Below are 18,910 nucleotides of genomic sequence, written 5' to 3' on the forward strand. Positions count from 1 at the left end.
GCGATATTTAGCCAGATGGAGAAAATATTCAGCAAACAATCCCTAATTTGGCGCTTCGCGCGAAAAAGGGGTTGCATCATCGGCGCCAGGAGGTATAGTGCGCATCCACGGACGCGGGATGGAGCAGCCTGGTAGCTCGTCGGGCTCATAACCCGAAGGTCGTCGGTTCAAATCCGGCTCCCGCAACCAACTCTTCTGATGAAGAGACAATGTGAAAAAAGACGCAATGCGCACTACGGACGCGGGATGGAGCAGCCTGGTAGCTCGTCGGGCTCATAACCCGAAGGTCGTCGGTTCAAATCCGGCTCCCGCAACCAACATTTAAGCACCTGAAAGGGTGCTTTTTTGTTTTTGTGCCTTGTGAAAGCGGGACGGCCTGCGCCATCTCCCCGCCTCTTTTAGCGTCGCGCCCCACCCTTGTCGAAGTAAGCCTTTATGCCGTGAAAAATTGCCTCGGCCACCTGCTGCTGGTAGCGGCTGGTGCGTAGCTTGCGCTCCTCTTCTACGTTGCTGATAAAGGCAGTCTCCACCAGAATCGACGGAATATCGGGCGCCTTCAGCACCGCGAAACCCGCCTGGTCGACGGTGCGTTTGTGCAGATGGTTGATGCGCCCCATTCGATGCAGCACCTCTTTACCGAAGTTCAGGCTGTCGTGAATGGTCTGGCGCTGCACCATGTCGAACATGGTGTGGTCGAGGTAGCGGTCGCCGCTCTTGCTGACGCCGCCGATCAGATCCGACTCGTTCTGCGTCTGCGCCAGAAAGCGCGCCGCCGCCGAGGTGGCGCCTTTGGTGGAGAGCGCGAACACCGAGGAGCCGCGCGCGCTGCGGCTGGTAAAGGCGTCGGCGTGGATCGAGACAAACAGATCGGCGCGCTGCTTGCGCGCTTTCGCCACCCGCACCCGCAGCGGAATAAAGACATCTTCGTTGCGCGTCATATAGGCCTTCATATTCGGCTCTTTATCTATCAGCGCCTTAAGCCGCCGCCCCATCTTCAGCACGATATCTTTTTCGCGCGTTTTGTATTTGCCGTGCGCGCCGGGATCCTCGCCGCCATGTCCCGGATCGATCATGATGATCATCGGCCGATCGCGCCCCGCCTTGCCGGGCAGCGGCGCAGTCGCCGGCTCGTTGCGCTCCAGGTCGCCCTGGTTGTAATCCTTGAGCAGCGCCAGCAGCGGATCGTCTTCAGCCGTGTCCTGGCTCGGATAGAGATCCACCACCAGCCGGTGCTTGATCCCGGCCACCGGCGCCAGGGTAAAGGTTTTCGGCGCGACGTTGCGCTTCAGCTCCAGCACGATACGCACGGTACTGGCGTCAAACTGCCCGACCCGCGCGCTTTTAATAAAGGGATCGTTAACCTGCACCAGCTTATCGACGCCCTTTAGCACCGGGTTGAGGTGCATATTCTGGATGTCGACCACCAGCCGATCCGGATGCGAGAGCGCAAACTGCTTATAGTGAAGCGGCACGCTGGACTCCAGCGTCATACGTGAATAGGTCGATGAGGGCCAGATGCGCACCGCTACGATATGGTTTTTCGCTGCCAGGCCTGCGCGGCTGACGCTCAGCAGCAGTAGTGCGCCGCTACCCTGCAGGAGCCTTCTGCGGGAAAACAGGGGATTTGATTCTGACATGCCGCTCCAGCTGCTCTGTTCTGTCTAAAAAACCGCCATCTTCATAAACGGCGGTGAAAACTTTAGCCCATCACTTTGGGGAAGTCATTCAGGAATTGCTAAATAATGCAGTCTCTTAGCAGCGAGTGCACCCAAAAAAACGTAAATTTACGTCAGGTTTAATCCTTGCAAAAAAGGCGCTAAAAGAATAAAAATACAGAAATTACGAATAAACATTCATTGAGGGTTTGCCGTGAAGGAACGTAGTACTGAGCTGGTTCAGGGTTTTCGCCACACCGTTCCCTATATTAATGCCCATCGGGACAAGACCTTTGTCATCATGCTGGGCGGCGAAGCCATCGAACATCAGAATTTCTCCAGCATCGTCAACGATATCGGTCTGCTGCACAGCCTCGGCATTCGTCTGGTGGTGGTGTACGGCGCGCGTCCGCAGATTGACGCCAGCCTGGCCGCGCATCAGCTGGAGCCGGTTTACCACAAGTACACCCGCGTGACCGACGCGCAGTCGCTGGAGCTGGTGAAGCAGGCGGCGGGACGGCTGCAGCTGGATATCACGGCGCGACTCTCAATGAGCCTGAACAACACGCCGCTGCAGGGCGCGCATATCAACGTGGTGAGCGGCAACTTTATTATCGCTCAGCCGCTCGGCGTGGATGATGGCGTCGACTACTGTCACAGCGGACGAATTCGCCGCATCGACGAAGAGGCGATCCATCGTCAGCTGGATAACAATGCGATTGTACTGCTCGGCCCGGTAGCGGTTTCCGTCACCGGCGAGAGTTTTAACCTGACGTCGGAAGAGGTCGCCACCCAGCTGGCGATCAAGCTGAAGGCGGAAAAGATGATCGGCTTCTGCTCTGAACAGGGCGTTACCCGGCGCGACGGCGCGATTATCTCTGAGCTGTTTCCCAACGACGCGCAGGCGCGCATCGACGAGATGGAGAGCGACGGCGACTATCTTTCCGGCACGGTGCGCTTCCTGCGCGGCGCGGTTAAGGCCTGCCGCAGCGGCGTGCGCCGCAGTCATCTCATCAGCTATCAGGAAGATGGCGCGCTGCTGCAGGAGCTGTTTTCACGCGACGGCATCGGCACGCAGATCGTGATGGAGTCGAGCGAGCAGATCCGCCGCGCCACCATTAACGATATCGGTGGCATTCTGGAGCTGATCCGTCCGCTGGAGCAGCAGGGTATTCTGGTGCGTCGCTCGCGCGAGCAGCTGGAGATGGAGATCGATAAGTTCACCATTATCATTCGCGACAATCTCACCATCGCCTGCGCAGCGCTCTACCCCTTTATGGATGAGAAGATTGGCGAAATGGCCTGCGTGGCGGTGCATCCCGACTACCGCAGCTCGTCGCGCGGCGAGATGCTGCTGCAGCGCGTGGCGCTGCAGGCGCGGCAGATGGGGCTGGAGAAGCTGTTCGTGCTGACGACGCGCAGCATTCACTGGTTTCAGGAACGCGGCTTTACGCCGGTGGATATTGAGTCGCTGCCGGAGAGCAAAAAGCAGATGTACAACTATCAGCGGCGCTCGAAGGTGCTGATGGCGGACCTGACCTGAGTCAGGCCAGACAGCACAGTCGCTGATGGCGGACCTGACCTGAGTCAGGCCAGACAGCACAGTCGCTGATGCGCGGGCGGCATGGGCCGTGGAGCAAAGCGTCCTGCGCCAGGGATGGCGCAGGCCGAGCGGGCAAGGATGCGCAAGCGACTTTGCGTAACGGCCCATGCCGGCCGCGTTCGCTCCTGATGCGTCCTTTATACCAGACTTAATCTTTCCACCAGCCCGCTGCGGCGCTGGGTTTGCAGCTGCACCGCGCGCTGAAACACCGCAGGTTCGCTGTAGAGCGTCAGCCGCTTGCGCGCGCGGGTAATGGCGGTGTAGACCAGCTCGCGCGTCAGCACCGGCGAGAACTGGGCCGGCATCACCAGCGCGGTGTGCTCGAACTCCGATCCCTGCGACTTATGCACCGTCATCGCCCAGGCGGTATCGTGCGGCGGCAGGCGACTCGGCTGCACCGCTTTGACCGAGCCGTCCGGCAGCGGGAAAAAGACCTTGAGCTGATTTTCCGCGTCGCGCAGCGTAATGCCGATATCGCCGTTAAACAACCCCAGCGCGCTGTCGTTGCGCGTCACCATCACCGGCCGTCCCGCATACCAGCGGCTGCCGATGGCGGGACGACGAATGCGCTGCAGCTGCACCAGACGCTGCTCGATGCGCTGATTCAGCCCCTGCACGCCAAACGGCCCGTCGCGCAGCGCGCACAGCAGCTGAAAGCGGCTAAACGCCAGCAGGATCTCCTCAACCGGCGCGCGCGCCTGCACCAGCTTCAGGAAAGGCCGGTAGCCTTCCGCAACGGCGTCGAGCATGGTCTGATAGGCCTCGCCGCTCTGCAACGCCTGAAAATCGATATCTTCGAAGGCGGCGTTAATCACCTTCTCGACTTCGCGCGCGTCGCCCAGGTTAACCGCCCGCGCCAGCTGTCCGATCCCTGACGAGGCGTCAAAGCGGTAACTCTTGCGCAGCAGGCAGATGCTGTCGCGCACGTTGGGCGCGCGCGCGTCATCCGCGCCGTCCAGCGCACACTGCGTCAGCGCCACCAGCTGCTGCGCGCGCGCCAGGCTGTAGCCCGCTTCGGCGCAGCGGCAAATATCGCCCAGCACGGCGCCCGCTTCCACCGACGCCAGCTGATCGCGATCGCCAAGGAAAATAACGCGCGCATGATCGGGCAGCGCCGCGATCAGCTTCGCCATCATCGACAGATCGACCATGGACGCCTCGTCCACCACCAGCACATCAAGGTGCAGCCGGTTGGCGGCGTGGTAGCGCAGCCGCTGGGTATCGGGCTGCGCGCCGAGCAGGCGATGCAGCGTCGTCGCTTCGCTGGGGAAACGCGCCCGCTCCTCGTCGCTGACCGACAGCGCCTGCAGCGCCTGCCCGAGCGACTCGGTCAGACGCGCCGCCGCTTTGCCGGTCGGCGCCGCCAGCTGAATGCGCAGGCTGTTGTGGCTCAGGCGGATCATCGCCGCCAGCAGCTTCGCCACGGTGGTGGTTTTGCCGGTGCCGGGCCCGCCGGAGATCACCGCCGTTTTGCGCGTCAGCGCCACGGCCGCGGCGATTTTTTGCCAGTCATCGGGACCATCGCCAAACAGCGCGCTCAGCACGTTTTGCGCGGCGGCGATATCCATCTCCGCCATCTCCGCCTGCAGCGTGAAAAAGCGCGCCACCTGACCTTCGCTCTGCCACAGGCGATGCAGGTAGAGCCGCTCATGATTAAGCACCAGCGGCGTGGCGATGCCGCCGTCGCTCAGCGCCGGCCAGTCGGCCAGCGCGGTTTTCCAGCACGCCGGCGCGCCCGCCGCGCGCCACAGCGCCTGCGCCAGCTCCGGGTGACGCCCGGCGAAGAGTTTTTCGCCCTCCAGATGCGTCAGCGGCAGGCAGACATGGCCGTCGCCCGCTTCGGCGCTGACGCAGGCGGCCGCCAGCAGCCACGCCGGCTGCGACGGGTCGGCCAGCAGCCGCGCAAACTGCAGATCGAGCGGCCGTAGCAGACGCTTCTCAACCGCCTGATCGAGCAATGGCATGATTTCCGTCATACTTCCTCCTCTTCCGCCCGGCGAAACAGCGCGTCCAGCCCGGCGACAAACTCAGCCGAAGGACGCGCGGTAAAGATGCCGTTTTCCGGCGAACTGCCGTCGACGCCGCGCAGAAACAGATAAAACACGCCGCCAAAGTGGCGCTGATAGTCGTAACCCGGCAGGCGATGCTGCAGATAGCGATGCAGCGCCAGCGTATAGAGCTGATACTGCAGGTCATAGCGGTGATCGACCATCGCCTGCGCCATCGCCTGCGGCGTATAGGCCGCTTCGCTGTCGCCTAGCCAGTTGGACTTGTAATCCAGCAGATAATATTGACCGTTCCAGCGAAACACCAGATCGATAAAGCCTTTCAGCATCCCCTGCACCTGATGGAACTCCAGCCGCGGCGCGCGCGCCGACAGCGCATCGTGCTGGCGCATCAGCGCATCCAGCTGTGCCGCATTAAGCATGCGCTCCAGCGGCAGATAAAAGGCCATCTCCACCAGCCGGTCCTGGTTCTGCAGCGCGCCGAGCATCAGGCCGTCGCTATTGAGCGGCGTGTGCAGCACGCGCGCGATCCAGGCCTCCAGCACCGGCAGCCAGTGCTGCCCATAGCCGTTCTGTTCCAGCTGCGTCTCCAGCAGCGTCCGATCCGGCGGCCGGGTGAAATCGATAGACTCAAACAGGCCGTGCAGAAAGGTGCCCGGCGCCGCGCCGCGCGGAAAGTGGTGCGGCGTCAGCTGATTTTCCGCCTCGCCGCCCTCTTCGCCCGCGGCGTCGATATCGAAAGTGGGCATCGCCTCCAGCAGCGGCGAGCTGCTGTGCTGCTGCAGCCCGGAGTAGCTGGTGACGCGCCAGGCGTCGCGCAGGTCGCGCGTCACCTCGCGGCTGCTGAGCGCCTCGTCGGGGGGGGTCCTTTCGCGCCAGTTTTCGCCGGGGATAAGATCGTCGCTCACGATGTCAGTATCGCCATCCGCCAGCGTGTCGAGGCAGGCGCGCAGGCGGCTGGCATCGCCGCCCTCTCCCCGCTGCACCAGATAGCCCAGCGCGCTTTTATGCAGATCGCTGTTGCCCTCTTTTTTGCGCGCGCCCTTGAACAGCGGCGCGATGCCGACGCTACAGTGAAACACCGAGCGCGTCAGGGCGACGTAGAGCAGCCGCAAATCTTCCGCCAGCCGCTCCTGCTCGGCAAGCGCCATGCTCTGCTCGTCGCCCTGCACGTCGAGCAGCGTCGCAAAGCTCTCGCGGTCGTGGTAGAGCGCGCTGGACGCCTCGCGAAAGCCAGCGGCGAACGGCAGCCACACCAGCGGATACTGCAGCCCTTTGGATTTATGGATGGTCACGATCTGCACCAGATGGCGATCGCTCTCCAGCCGCAGCTGCTGCTCCGCTGACTGGCTGTTGGGCCGGGCGATCTGCTGGGCGAGAAAGCGCACCAGCGCATGGGGGCTGTCGAGCTGGGTCGACGCCTCCTGCAGCAGCTCGCCGAGGTGCATCAGATCGGTGAGCCTGCGCTCGCCGTTCTCCGACGCCAGCATGTTTTCCGCCAGCTGCCGCCGGTTCATCACGTCGCGCAGCATCGGCAGCACGCCGCGCTGATGCCACAGCTGCTGCCAGGCGGCAAACTGCTCGACCAGCGCGTCCCACTCGCGCTCGTTCTGACTCAGGGTTTCCAGCGTGGCGGCGTCGATGGCGAAGATAGAGGTGGCCAGCGCGCTGCGCAGCAGCCGCTCCTGCTCCGGCGCCTGCACCGCCTGCAGCAGCCAGAGTAGCTCGCGCGCCTCCGGCGTGGTGTAGACGCTGTCGCGGTTGGAGAGGTAAACCGACGGAATCGACAGCCCGTTGAGCGCGTCGCGCACCAGGCCCGCTTCGTTGCGGCTGCGCACCAGCACGGTGATATCGGAGGCTTGCACGGGACGCAAATCGTCGCCTTTGCCCAGCAGCGCCCGACCCTGCTGTCCGGCCACCAGCCAGCGGCTGATATCGGCGGCGCACTGCTGCGCCATAAACTGCTGATAGTCGCTGACGCCGACGCCGTCGCCGGGCTGCAGCCAGAAACGCAGCGCCGCCTGCGGCTGGGCGTCTTTCACCAGCGTCAGCTGCTGGTTCGGCTCTGCGGGCTTCACCGGCAGAAACGGGATAGCCGAGAAGAGAAACGGCGAATCCATGCGGGCGAACAGGCGGTTCACGCTCTGCACCATGCCGGGCGACGAGCGCCAGTTGGTGTCGAGCGTATAGTGGGCCGCGACCTCGCTGCGGGCGCGTAGATAGGTAAAGATATCCGCGCCGCGAAAAGCGTAGATCGCCTGCTTGGGATCGCCGATCAGCAGCAGCGCCAGCTCAGGCTGGCGGAGATAGAGCGTGCGGAAAATGCGGTACTGCTGCGGATCGGTGTCCTGAAACTCATCGATCAGCGCCACCGGATAGCGAGCGCGAATGGTGTCGGCCAGCAGCGCGCCGCCCGGCTGCTGCAGCGCCTCGTCGAGCCGGCTCAGCAGATCGTCGAAGCCGAGCAGCGCGCGCAGCCGCTTCTCTTTGCGCACCGCGTCGCGCACTTCCACCAGCGCGCGGGCGATAATTAAATCGCGCAAGGAGAGCGGCTCGGCGAGGAAGGCCTCTACCGCCTGAAACAGCGGATGCTGCGGCGGCTCGCCCTTTTTGGTTTTTTCCAGCAGTACGCCCTGGGCGAAACGCTCCAGCTCTTTGGGAAAAAGATAGTCGGTGGTGTCGCTGTTGGCCCACTGCGTGACCTTCGCCACCCAGAGCGGCAGGTATTTGCTGCTGTAGCTGCGCTTATCGACGCCAGACTGACTGACGATGCCTTCGACTTCGTCGCTGACCGCCTGCCACTGCTGCTTGATCGCCGCGATGCGCGCCAGATTAGCGGCATGCCGGGTCGCCAGGGTTTCGTCGTCGGCCGGCGGCCGTTTCAGCCGCGGCGATTCCCCCTGCAGCCAGGGCCGAAGCGTGGTCAACAGGCTCTCCGGCCCGTTCCACTCCGCGACGATGGCGCGCGCGACGTCCAGCGTCAGCGGATAGCAGTGACGCCGCCAGAAGTCCGCCGTCGCCTGCTTAAACAGCGCCGCCTCATCTTCTATCAGCTCCTGCTCAAACAGCATGCCCGACTCGAACGCGTTCAGGTTAAGCATGCGCTGGCAGAAGCCGTGGATAGTGAATATCGCCGCTTCGTCCATCTGCCGCTCCGCCGCCAGCAGCAGCGCCGCGGCCTGCGAAAGATCATCAATCTGATCCAGCAGCTGCGTCAGCACCGGATTGCCGCTGGCGCCGCGCACGCACGCCAGCCGCAGCTCATGAATGTTCTCGCGGATGCGCCCGCGCAGTTCAGCGGTGGCGGCCTCGGTAAAGGTCACCACCAGAATCTCTTCAACCGACAGCGGGCGGCTGTAGCTGTTTTCGCCGCCCAACCCCAACAGCAGGCGCAGGTAGAGCACGCCGATGGTAAAGGTTTTGCCGGTGCCCGCCGAAGCCTCGATCAGACGCTCGCCGCGCAGCGGCAGCGTCAGAGGATTCAGCGACTCAGGGTAATTCATTGCGTCTCACTCTTAACCGGTAGCGACTGCTGCAGTTTCGCCACCTCATTCCAGGTTTTCCATCCGGGCAGCGGCGCGAACGCCAGCTTGTCGGCGCTGTTGCCCGCAATCTGCGAGGTCATCGCCATGCCCTCTTTCTGCATTACGGCGCGATGGAAGAAGTCCGCCAGCGCGTCCGGCGTCAGCTTCTGGATCTCCTCAATCACTTTCTGCCGCGTATCGAAGGCGTAGTTCTGGCGATCAAAGTCGCGGCTGTAGCGCGACGCCTCTTCATCGAGGGTTTGCGGTCGCTGCTTCAGCTGGTTGATCATCGCCTGCTGATACTGAACGAAGTCGCTCTGCGGCATGGCGCGCAGTCGCTTCTCCGCCTGCGGGTAGAAGGCCTGATAGCGCTGCAGCAGGTAGGCGGGCTGCTTGCTGTTGCTCTGCAGCAGGAAGCCGATGCCCCACTGACGGCCGACCGGCATCTGGAAAGCGAACACCGCATAGCCCAGCTGCTCTTCGGTGCGCAGCTGATTGTAGAACCAGGGCTGCACGATCTGGCTCAGCATCGAGCTGTTGGCCATGCTCTGATATTCGCCATAGCCGAGCGGCACATAGAGCGCCGCCAGCGCCGAGTCGGTGCTGCTGCCCGCTTTTTGCAGGTTGGCCTTCACCGGTTTGGCGAAAGAGACATAGTTATTACGCCAGAGCTGCGTGCCCTGGGTCTGCATCTGCTGCTTCAGCTCGCGACCCAGCTGGATCACGCTGTCCGCGCTGAGGTTGCCCACCGCCAGCAGTTCAGGGGTCGCATGATGGATCAGATTGTCGCGATACGCCACCGCCTCATCGAGGGTAATCGCTTTCACCAGCGCGCGGCGCGTCTCGCGCTGCGTATAGGGCAGCTGCGACAGCATCTGCATCGGCTGGATCGCCAGCTCGAACGCCTTGCCTTTGTCCGCCGCGTCCAGCTGATCCAGATACCAGGATTTCGCCTGCTCCAGCTGCTGCGCCGTCGGCTGGAAGGTGGCATAGCCTTCCACCAGTTTTTTCAGCAGCGTCGGTAGCCGCTGGGTAAAGCCACTGGCGCTGAACACCAGCCCATCGTTTTCGCTGGTAGAGAAGCTGATGCCGCCCACCGACGCCTGCGAGTTAAGCTCGTCCAGCGCCAGGCTGGAGAGATAGTCGTTCAGGCCGAACAGCACCTGCTGGCGCGCGTCGCTGATCGCTTCCTGATTGCGCAGCGCCAGCATCACCGAGGCTTTCGGCTCGCTGGCGTAATAGCGGCTCGGCATCCAGTAGATCGGCATGCCGCCGTCGTTGGGCAGCGCGACCGGATGGCTGTAGCTTTTGCCGTCCGACGGGATCAGGGTGAAGTCGTCAGGAATATAGGGGTTCAGCGTCGGCATCGCCAGCTGGATCTGGCTGGCGCGCTGCTGCCAGTCGGCGAAGGTCTGCTCGCTGATGCGATCGACCTGATAGGGCGCGTTAACAAAGTAGGCCTCTTTGTTGTGCGGCTCCTGCGGGCTGATGTACCAGATGCGCGCATGCTGCGGCGTCATCTCGTCGAGGCGCGCCTTGATGGCAGCGGCGTCATACTCATCGGCCAGATAAGGCGCGTCCAGCGTGTGCTCCACCGGCACGCGCAGCATGGTATCCGCCAGCCACTCGATATAATCCATATCGCGCGTGATAGAGGGATAGCGAAAATCGAGCGCCAGCACGTGGGAGACTTCGTCGAAATAGCGTTTATCGACGCCCTGCTCGCGCAGCATGGCGATATAGCTGAAGATCGCCGCCACCACTTCGTCACGCTGCGCCAGCCCTTTATCGGTGAGCGAGGCGGTGATGGCGAACACGCCGCTGCTGCGTTCGCTCACTGGATCGGCGCCGGCGTTGACGCCGTCGGCCAGCCCCTGCTTTTGCAGCCAGTCGGCCAGGGTGTTTTTGCTGCGGTTGCCGATCAGGTAGCCGATCAGCGTATCGCTCTTGCTGCGGAAGCGATCGCTGTTATTGGCGATGCGGAACTCAATCTTCAGCTGCTTGCGCGGCTGCGCCGGCACGTAGTGGATAATGATCCCCTGCTGCGCCTCGGTCACCACCGGCGCGTCGATAGCCGGAACCGTCGCGTCGTGGTTCGCGATACGCCCAAAGGTGTTAGCGGCGATCTGCGCCATCTCCGGCAGCGGTTTATTGCTGTAGAGCACTGCCTTCATCAGATTGGCGGAGTAGTGGGTATGGTAGAAGGTGGAGAGCGCCTCCAGCAGTTTGCTGTCCGGCTTATCCTTCAGCGTATCGAGGTTGCCGCCGGAGAAGCGCGAACCGGGATGCGCCGGGTTGAGCGTCTCCGCGCCGACCTGCGCCATACGCAGACCGTCGCGCGAGCGCGCCATCGTCAGCTCGGCGTTGACGGCGTTGCGTTCGCGATCGGCGTTGACCGGATCGAGCAGCGGCGCGGCAATGGCGTCCGCCATACGATCCACCGCCGGCTCCAGCGCGCTGTTTTCCACCTCAAGGTAGAAGGCGGTGCGATAGGAGGCGGTGCTGGCGTTGTGGCTGCCGCCATGCTTTTTCAGGAACTCCGCCAGGTTATCGGGCTGCGGATAGCGCTGCGATCCCATCAGCACCATATGCTCGAGAAAGTGCGCCAGGCCGAGCTGCTGGTCCGGATCGTCCAGCGAGCCGATCGGCAGCGTGAGCGCCGCCAGCGATTTTGGCGCCTGCGCGTCGGAAACCAGCAATACCGTCAGGCCGTTGGCCAGCTTTATCGCCTGATACTGGCGCGGGTCTTTTTCGCTTTTGCGAATGGTTTCATTGATCGGCTCCCAGCCCGTCGCCGCCTGCGCCAGCGAGGCGCAGGTCGCCAGGCTCAGCATCAGCGCCGCTATCCAGCAAGCGTATCTACGCATGTAAACCCCTTCTGTTACCCTTGGAACCGCGCTGCCAGGCAGACGCAGCCGAAAATAGTGCAAACTGACGTAACCTTGTTATATGCCGTTGACGCGTCAGATCTCGTCGAACCGCTTGCTATTCATCATCCAGGTGAGCCTGCAGCACCGGCAGATACCAGCGCTGCGCGGCCTCAACGATGTCGTTGAGCTGCTCTTCATTTAATACCCGGCACAGCCGTTGCAGATAGGGATCGCCGCCCTCGCCCTCCTGCTGATAGCCGCCGGTCCAGGCCTGCAGCAGGCGATTGCGCGCCTTGACCTGCGTCGTTTCATCCAGCAGCAGCTGCCGCGTTTTTTTGTCATAACTCGCCGTCAGCCAGGCGCCGCCGCTTTTATTCAGCAGCAGCAGCGGGCGCGCCATGCCCTGCTTATAGCCCTGCATATAGCGCGTCAGCAGCGCCTCCGCCTCTGGCTGCGCCACCGCCGCGAAGCGCCAGCGGCTGTTCTCTCTGCCCATCATGCGGCTTTCGCCGCTGCCGCCCAGCGCGCAGTAAATCAGGTGCTCCAGCCAGAGCAGCAGGCCGTCGTTCATATTGAGCACGCCGGGACGCCAACGCAGCAGGCCGTCGCGCTGCACCTGGGTCAGCCAGCCGGTCAGCGCAACGCCGTCGAGCGGCAGATTGACCTCCCAGCTCTCGCCTTCGCTGCGCTGGTCGATGACCGCCGCCGCCACCTCCTGCATCTCCTCCTGCTGCGCCTGCCAGAACAGCTCGCCGAAGGCGCCGTAAGGCAAATTGCCCGCCGCGCGATGCAGGGCGAAAAGCCGCTGCGTATCCTCGCCTTCTACCAGCGCGTTCAGCAGCTCGGCGTTGATCTGGTAGCGCTCCAGGCTGTCGAGCGCGAAAGGCTCGTTGTCTGACAGCTCGGTCTCCTCCAGCCAGAAGGTGACGCCGAGCCGCTGATGAAACCAGGCGCGCGCCGGATGACGCCAGAAGCGCAGAAACTGCTCGCAGGAGACCGATTCAATCGCCGGCAGCGGCAGCGGCTGCACAAAGTCGGGCTGCGCCTCGCCTTTGCCCTGCGCGGCGGGCAGCCATTCACGCGCAAAGCTGTGGCAGCGCGACTGCGGATGAAAGTTCTCCGCCGCGAACGGCATGCGGCTGTGCAGATGCTGAATATGGCGCTGCACGCGCTGCGCGCTCTCATCCAGCTCCTGCGCCTCGTCGCCCGGCAGGCAGAAGCTCTGACCGATATAATCCAGCAGCTCTGTGACCAGCACCGAGGGATAGCGTTCCGTATTATCCTGAATAGCCCGTCCGATATAGCTGATATAGAGCCTATCCTGCGCCGACAGCAGCGCCTCGAGAAACAGATAGCGGTCGTCGTCGCGTCGGCTGCGATCGCCTTTGCGCGTCTGCTGCTGCATCAGGTCAAAGCCCGGCGCCGGCAGCGTGCGCGGATACACCCCGTCGTTCATGCCGAGCAGGCAGACCACGCGGAACGGGATCGATCGCATCGGCATCAGCGTGCAGAAGTTAATCTGTCCGGCGAGAAAGCGCTGGCTGATACGCTGCTGATCGAGGCGCGCGCGCAGATCGTCGCGCAGCAGCGTCACCGGGATCGCCGCCTGATAGCGCGCGGCCTGACCATATTCGATCAGCTGTTTCCACTGCTCCTCCACCAGCAGCAGCGCCGCTTCCGCTTCGGCGTCGCCGTGGAAAAAGTCGTTGATCATCTCGCGGCAGAGCGGCAGCCAGCCCTCCAGCGGACGGGATTCGCTGAGCCGCGCGCGCCAGTGGTTGAGGCGCATCAGCAGCTCTGCCAGATGGCCGGCCAGTTCGCCCACCAGGCCGCTCGACTCGTCGTAGGGCAAAATGCCCTGCCAGTCGCCGTGGTGGCTCTCCATCGCATAGCCCAGCAGCATGCGCTCCAGGCCAAAGCGCCAGGTGTGCTGGCCCGTAACCGGCAGCGACAGCGCCTCGGCGCTGTCGTCGTCCAGCCCCCAGCGCACGCCGGACTCATCCACCCAGCGACGCAGCAGGCGCAGCCCGCTCTCATCCACCGAGAAGCGGTTCGCCAGCGCCGGCACTTCCAGCAGCGCCAGCACATCTTCGGCCGCGAAGCGGCTGTCCGGCAGCGCCAGCAGGCTCAGGAAGGCGAAAATCGCCGGGTGCGCCTGGCTGGCGCGGCGGTCGGAGATCGAGAACGGCAGATAGCGATCGGCGGGCGCGTTGGCGAAGACCGCCTGAATAAAGGGGGCGTAGCTGTCAATATCGGCCACCATCACGATAATATCGCGCGGCTTGAGCGAGGGATCCGCCTCCATCATCGCCAGCAGGTGATCCTGCAGCACTTCCACCTCGCGCTGGGCGCTGTGGCAGATCTGCACGCTGATCGAACGATCGTCGGGATCGAGCAGACGCTTGTTGCCGCTCCAGGCCAGCTCCTCCGCGTTCAGCCCCAGCACCGCCCTGTCCTGCAGATTCAGCAGGTCGTGCTGCATCGCGTGCAGCAGGTTATCTTCCTCGACCTCGACAAAGGCGTCGACGTCATCCGCCTCGTCCATCTGGCTCAGCAAAAAGAGGTTGTCACGCCCCAGCTTGCCCCAGGAGGCGAGCAGCGGGTTGCTGAGCTGCTGTTCGCCTTCGGCGTTAAAACGCGCGGGCGCCTCCTGCGGATCGCTGAACAGGTCGCGCGCCTCGTCGCTGTCAAGGCGACGACGCTGGCGGCTCTGCAGCTTCGCCAGGAAGGCATAATCCTGAATATCGCCCCAGTAATCGCGGCAGGGGTTGGTGAACAGCAGATGAATATCGATATGGCGGCCCAGCGCCTGCAGCGCCTGCAGATAGACCGGCGGCAAGGCGGAGATGCCGCAGATAAAAACGCGCTTCGGCAGGCTGGCGGGCGTCTGCTCGGCCCGCTCCAGCGTATGAATAAAGCGCGCGTAAAGGTTGGCGCGGTGCCACTTCGGCTGGCCCAGCGCCTCGGTGTAGGCCACCAGATCGCGCCAGAGCGCCGACTGCCACAGCTGCGCGTCGCCTAATCCTTCCACCAGCTCGCCTTGCTCCCAGCGGTTCAGCCAGTCGGCGCGATAGACCAGATACTGGTCAAAGAGATCGGCGACGCGGGAACAGAGCTGGAACAGCTTGCGCTTATCGCTGTCGTCGTGCAGGTAGTGGCGCAGCGAGAGGAACGCCTCCTGGGTCAGCAGCTCCGGCAGGCGATGCATCAGTTTCCAGCTCATGCTGGCTTTGGTAAAGGCACTCTCCGCAGGGATCTCCGGCAGCACACGCACGAACATATCCCAGATAAACGAGGCGGGGAGCGGAAAGTCGATATTGGCGGCGATGCCGAACGTTTGCGCCAGCTCCATTTGCAGCCACTGCGCCATGCCGGGACTCTGCACCAGCACGGTTTCGGCGGAAAAAGGATCGCTGAGGGGGTCATGTTCTATCACCGCTGCCGCGAGAATCTTCAGAACATCGAGCTGGTTTGAGTGATAAACGTGAAACATGCAAACTCCTGTGGTGATACTCTCTGGCGCGGCAAAGCGGCAGACTGGTCACTCTACCGCGTATCGTCGGGGATGCCCAGCGTACGCCGGGCTCTTTTGCCTCTCAGCAGCGTAAACGCGTCAGCGCGGCGTGCGCCTGATGCGGCCCGCTGACCTCGACGCGCTCCAGCGTACAGCCTGCGACACTGGCGCTGCGCTGCAGCGAGGCGCGCCAGCCCTCAACGTCGTGACCCATCAGGCGCTGCGCCGCGACGCGCACCGCGGCCCGCTGCTGCCACTGCTGGCTAAAGCTCAGCGTCAGCGCCCGATGATACTGCAGCAGCGCGCTGACGCTGGTCGCCATCAGCAGCAGTGCAAACAGCACCTCCGGCAGGCTAAAGCCGCGCTGCTCACAGGCAGCCCTGCGCCGTCGCCAGCGGGCAGTAGTCGATCCAGCCGTGCGGCAGCGGTCTGAGCCGCGCGCCCTCCTGCGCCACCCAGCGCCATAGCGCCAGCTCGCCTGCCGTCGCACGGCCTTTAAGCAACATCCGCTCATCGTCTACCTTCTGTAAACAGCTCTCCCAGCCCTGCTGCCGCTCCTGCTGACAGCCCGGCGTCTCTGGCCAGCTTAGCGTCAGGCCCCACTGCAGCGCCGACTGCGCCGCCCAGAAAGCGCGATAGTGCTGCCGCTCATCCGCCACCAGCGACATTCCCTGCTCCAGCCGCTCCCGGCTGGCGTGCAGCGTCAGGCTGCCGATGAGCAGGATGGTCAGCACCATGCCCAGCGCGCTGTGTCCGTGTTGATTCACAGGTTTTCGCCCTCTACCCAGCTCTCCAGCGTTTCCAGCGCCTTGCCGGCGCGCCCGACCAGACGCAGTTTGACCAGCCTGCCCGCGCGTTCGACGCTGAACTGCTCAATAGCAAGAAAAGCGGGATCGGTCAGCCGCTCCCAGCCGGTTGCGCCGCACGCCGCCACGCCGCGCTGGGTTTCCAGCTGCTTTTGCCGCAGGCGAAAGCCGTAGTAGTCGCTTTCGGCGTGCGCGACGCCTTCCCATTTGCCGTTGCTGTTGTCGTCCCAGCGCAGCAGCAGGCAGTCGGCGGAGAGGCTGAGCGCGCCGGCGCCGCAGTCGCCGTTGCAGTAGCCGGCGCGGCGCACCGCCTTTTCCAGCGTTTGCATCAGCTGCTGCAGCTCTTCCCGCAGCTGAACCCGCTGCAGTAAACGCAGGTTTTCACTTGTCAGCAGCGGCAAGAAGCGCCCTGCGCTCAGCATCAGCACCGCGCTGAGGGCCATCGCCACCAGCATCTCCAGCAGGCTGAACCCGGCGTTTTCTAGTCGCATCCCTGCTCCTCCGGTTCACAAAGGCGAATGCGCGCGCGGGCGGAAATGACCAGCCGCAGCGTGCCGCTGGCGTTGCCGAACGCCAGGCTGCCCGCTTTCGCCACGTTACGTCGGCCGTAAAAGCCCGGCTCACCGCGCAGGCTAAGCATCTTCACGCCGGGATAAGGCGCCACGAACCGTAGCCGGCTGCCGCGTGCACAGCCTGCCGCCGGTTTTGCGCCGCTGCCGAGGCACCAGCGATCGCCCGCTATCAGCCACAGCGCGCGATCCTGGTTCTGCCAGTTCGCCTGGGCGCGCAGCCGCTGGAGAAAGCCCTGCAGCTGCTGCGCGGTGTCGCGCAGCTGCTGTCGCTGCTGCCAGCGCTGCCAGCCGTGGAGCGCGCCGAGGCTGAGCATGCCGACGATAACCAGCACCAGCAGCAGCTCCGGCAGCGTAAAGCCGTGGTCTGTTTCTTTTTTCATCGCGCCACTCTGCCGCGATGCGCCCGCCGCCGCCAGCGGCGCGAGCCAGCGGTGCGCGCCGCTTTCCAGTAAAAAACAGGGGAGTTACAGCGGGCAGCAAAGGAGTGCGAGAACGCGCGCAGAAAAAGGATAAAAAAAGCCCCGGCGAGCAGGGCTACGCCGGGGCTGGATGATTGCAGGTCGCGAGGTTATACCGCGACCGGCGCCTTGATGGCGGGATGAGGATCGTAGCCTTCTATCTCGAAATCCTCGAAGCGATAGTCGAAGAGAGAATCAGGCTTGCGTTTGATCACCAGCGTCGGCAGCGCGCGCGGCTCGCGCGTCAGCTGCAGGCGCGCCTGCTCCAGATGGTTGCTGTAGAGGTGGGTGTCGCCGCCGGTCCAGACGAAATCGCCAACCTGAAGATCGCACTGCTGCGCCACCATATGCACCAGCAGCGCGTAGCTGGCGATATTGAACGGCAGGCCGAGGAAGATATCGCAGGAGCGCTGATAGAGCTGGCAGGAGAGCTTGCCGTCCGCCACGTAGAACTGGAAGAAGGCGTGGCATGGCGCCAGCGCCATCTGGTCCAGCTCGCCGACGTTCCACGCCGAGACGATAATGCGGCGTGAGTCGGGGTCGCGCTTCAGCTGCTCGATCACCTTTGTTATCTGGTCGATCTCTTCGCCGCGCGCGTTGCCCCAGCTACGCCACTGTTTGCCGTAGACCGGGCCGAGATCGCCGTTTTCATCCGCCCACTCGTCCCAGATGGTGACCTTGTTCTCGGTCAGGTAGCCGATATTGGTTTCGCCCTTCAGGAACCACAGCAGCTCATGAATAATTGAGCGCAGGTGCACCTTTTTCGTGGTCACCAGCGGAAAACCCTCTTGCAGGTTGAAACGCATCTGGTGGCCGAAAATCGACAGTGTGCCGGTGCCGGTACGATCCGATTTTGGCGTGCCGTGGTTCAGCACATGTTGCATCAGGTCCAGATACTGTTTCATTTTACCTCACGAGTCTGCTGCTGCGGGCGACGACGATACGCCCAGATCATCATAATAATGCCGGCCAGGATCATCGGAATAGAGAGGATCTGGCCCATGCTGACGCCGCCTTCGAACAGGCCGAGCTGCGCGTCCGGCTGGCGGAAGAATTCCACGATAATGCGAAACGCGCCGTAGCCTATCAGGAACAGGCCCGAGACGCTGCCCATCGGGCGCGGCTTGCGGATAAACAGGTTGAGAATAATAAACAGCACCACCCCTTCCAGCATCAGCTCATAGAGCTGCGAGGGATGACGCGGCAGCACGCCGTAGCTGTTCAGCAGCTCCTGATAGCGCGGGTTATTCACCGCCAGCGCCACATCTTCACTGCGCGAGCCAGGGAAGAGCATGGCGTATTTAAAGTCAGGCGCCACGCGGCCCCACAGCTCGCCGTTGATAAAGTTACCGAGACGACCGGCGCCGAGGCCGAACGGGATCAGCGGCGCGATAAAGTCGGAGACCTGGAAAAAGGTGCGCTTCGTGCGGCGCGCGAAAATCAGCATCACTACGATAACGCCGATCAGGCCGCCGTGGAACGACATGCCGCCATCCCAGACTTTAAACAGGTAGAGCGGATTGTCCAGAAACAGCGGCAGGTTGTAGAACAGCACGTAGCCGATGCGGCCGCCGAGGAAGACGCCGAGGAAACCAGCATAGAGCAGGTTTTCCACCTCTTCTTTTTTCCAGCCGCTGCCGGGTTTGTTGGCGCGGCGCACCGCCAGCCACATGGCAAAAATAAAGCCGACGAGGTACATCAGTCCGTACCAGTGCAGCGAAACCGGTCCGACAGAGAAGATCACCGGATCGAACTGCGGAAATGCGATATAGCCGTTATTCATCATTCACCATTCAATTTTCAGCCCTGAAAAAGGGGCGCCAGGCGGATATGTTAAAAGGCTGCGCATGATAGCACAGCCTGGTTTTTTACAGAGCAGCGTAAATGTAAACGAGGATAACG

12 protein-coding genes and 2 tRNA genes are annotated in these 18,910 nt (G+C 63.1%); 3 read left to right on the plus strand and 11 right to left on the minus strand.

Going from position 1 to position 18,910, the window contains the following annotated elements:
- Positions 1–112 precede the first annotated feature (112 nt).
- Positions 113–189 (plus strand) — tRNA-Met (locus tag MC269_RS14560).
- 51 nt (positions 190–240) lie between these two features.
- A tRNA-Met gene (locus MC269_RS14565) sits at positions 241–317 on the plus strand.
- Between the two features lie 81 nt (positions 318–398).
- Here MC269_RS14565 and amiC read toward each other — a convergent pair.
- Positions 399–1,637: an N-acetylmuramoyl-L-alanine amidase AmiC gene (amiC, locus tag MC269_RS14570; protein WP_081141192.1), complete on the minus strand. Its 1,239-nt coding sequence runs from the start codon at positions 1,635–1,637 to the stop codon at positions 399–401.
- Positions 1,638–1,869: 232 nt separating this feature from the next.
- Between amiC and argA the strand changes: the two genes are divergently transcribed.
- Complete coding sequence (gene argA / locus MC269_RS14575; RefSeq protein ID WP_081141193.1) at positions 1,870–3,198, plus strand: amino-acid N-acetyltransferase; 1,329 nt, start codon at positions 1,870–1,872, stop codon at positions 3,196–3,198.
- A 197-nt stretch (positions 3,199–3,395) separates the two neighbouring features.
- On the opposite strand, the gene recD is transcribed toward argA, so the two are convergent.
- The 10 genes from recD to lgt all read right to left on the minus strand — a co-directional run bounded on the left by recD (position 3,396) and on the right by lgt (position 18,791).
- Positions 3,396–5,234, minus strand: coding sequence for an exodeoxyribonuclease V subunit alpha (recD, locus tag MC269_RS14580; protein ID WP_239952835.1), 1,839 nt, complete (start codon positions 5,232–5,234; stop codon positions 3,396–3,398).
- Entirely contained in the window at positions 5,231–8,767 is a 3,537-nt protein-coding gene (gene recB, locus MC269_RS14585) for an exodeoxyribonuclease V subunit beta (RefSeq protein WP_239952836.1), read from the minus strand. The genes recD and recB overlap by 4 nt, the downstream gene beginning before the upstream one ends.
- A complete protein-coding gene (gene ptrA / locus MC269_RS14590) occupies positions 8,764–11,655 on the minus strand; it encodes a pitrilysin (protein WP_239952837.1) in 2,892 nt (963 codons plus the stop codon). The genes recB and ptrA overlap by 4 nt, the downstream gene beginning before the upstream one ends.
- Positions 11,656–11,773: 118 nt before the next feature.
- On the minus strand, positions 11,774–15,151 hold the full coding sequence (gene recC, locus MC269_RS14595; protein ID WP_239952838.1) for an exodeoxyribonuclease V subunit gamma: 3,378 nt from the start codon (positions 15,149–15,151) through the stop codon (positions 11,774–11,776).
- Positions 15,152–15,254: 103 nt separating this feature from the next.
- On the minus strand, positions 15,255–15,515 hold the full coding sequence (locus MC269_RS14600; RefSeq protein WP_236722753.1) for a prepilin-type N-terminal cleavage/methylation domain-containing protein: 261 nt from the start codon (positions 15,513–15,515) through the stop codon (positions 15,255–15,257).
- Positions 15,516–15,540: 25 nt separating this feature from the next.
- The gene (locus tag MC269_RS14605; RefSeq protein WP_239952839.1) at positions 15,541–15,939 is read right to left on the minus strand and encodes a DUF2509 family protein; all 399 of its coding nucleotides are present in this window, start codon (positions 15,937–15,939) and stop codon (positions 15,541–15,543) included.
- Positions 15,936–16,469, minus strand: a complete 534-nt coding sequence (locus tag MC269_RS14610) for a prepilin peptidase-dependent protein (RefSeq protein WP_239952840.1) — start codon at positions 16,467–16,469, stop codon at positions 15,936–15,938. Before MC269_RS14610 ends, MC269_RS14605 begins: the two co-directional genes overlap by 4 nt.
- On the minus strand, positions 16,460–16,930 hold the full coding sequence (locus tag MC269_RS14615) for a prepilin peptidase-dependent protein (protein ID WP_239952841.1): 471 nt from the start codon (positions 16,928–16,930) through the stop codon (positions 16,460–16,462). Before MC269_RS14615 ends, MC269_RS14610 begins: the two co-directional genes overlap by 10 nt.
- Before the next feature lie 188 nt (positions 16,931–17,118).
- Positions 17,119–17,913, minus strand: a complete 795-nt coding sequence (gene thyA, locus MC269_RS14620; protein ID WP_239952842.1) for a thymidylate synthase — start codon at positions 17,911–17,913, stop codon at positions 17,119–17,121.
- The gene (lgt, locus tag MC269_RS14625) at positions 17,910–18,791 is read right to left on the minus strand and encodes a prolipoprotein diacylglyceryl transferase (protein WP_239955128.1); all 882 of its coding nucleotides are present in this window, start codon (positions 18,789–18,791) and stop codon (positions 17,910–17,912) included. The genes thyA and lgt overlap by 4 nt, the downstream gene beginning before the upstream one ends.
- Positions 18,792–18,910 lie beyond the last annotated feature (119 nt).

This window comes from Pantoea sp. Z09, assembly GCF_022394795.1.
GTDB classification, from domain to species: Bacteria; Pseudomonadota; Gammaproteobacteria; order Enterobacterales; family Enterobacteriaceae; genus Pantoea; species Pantoea latae.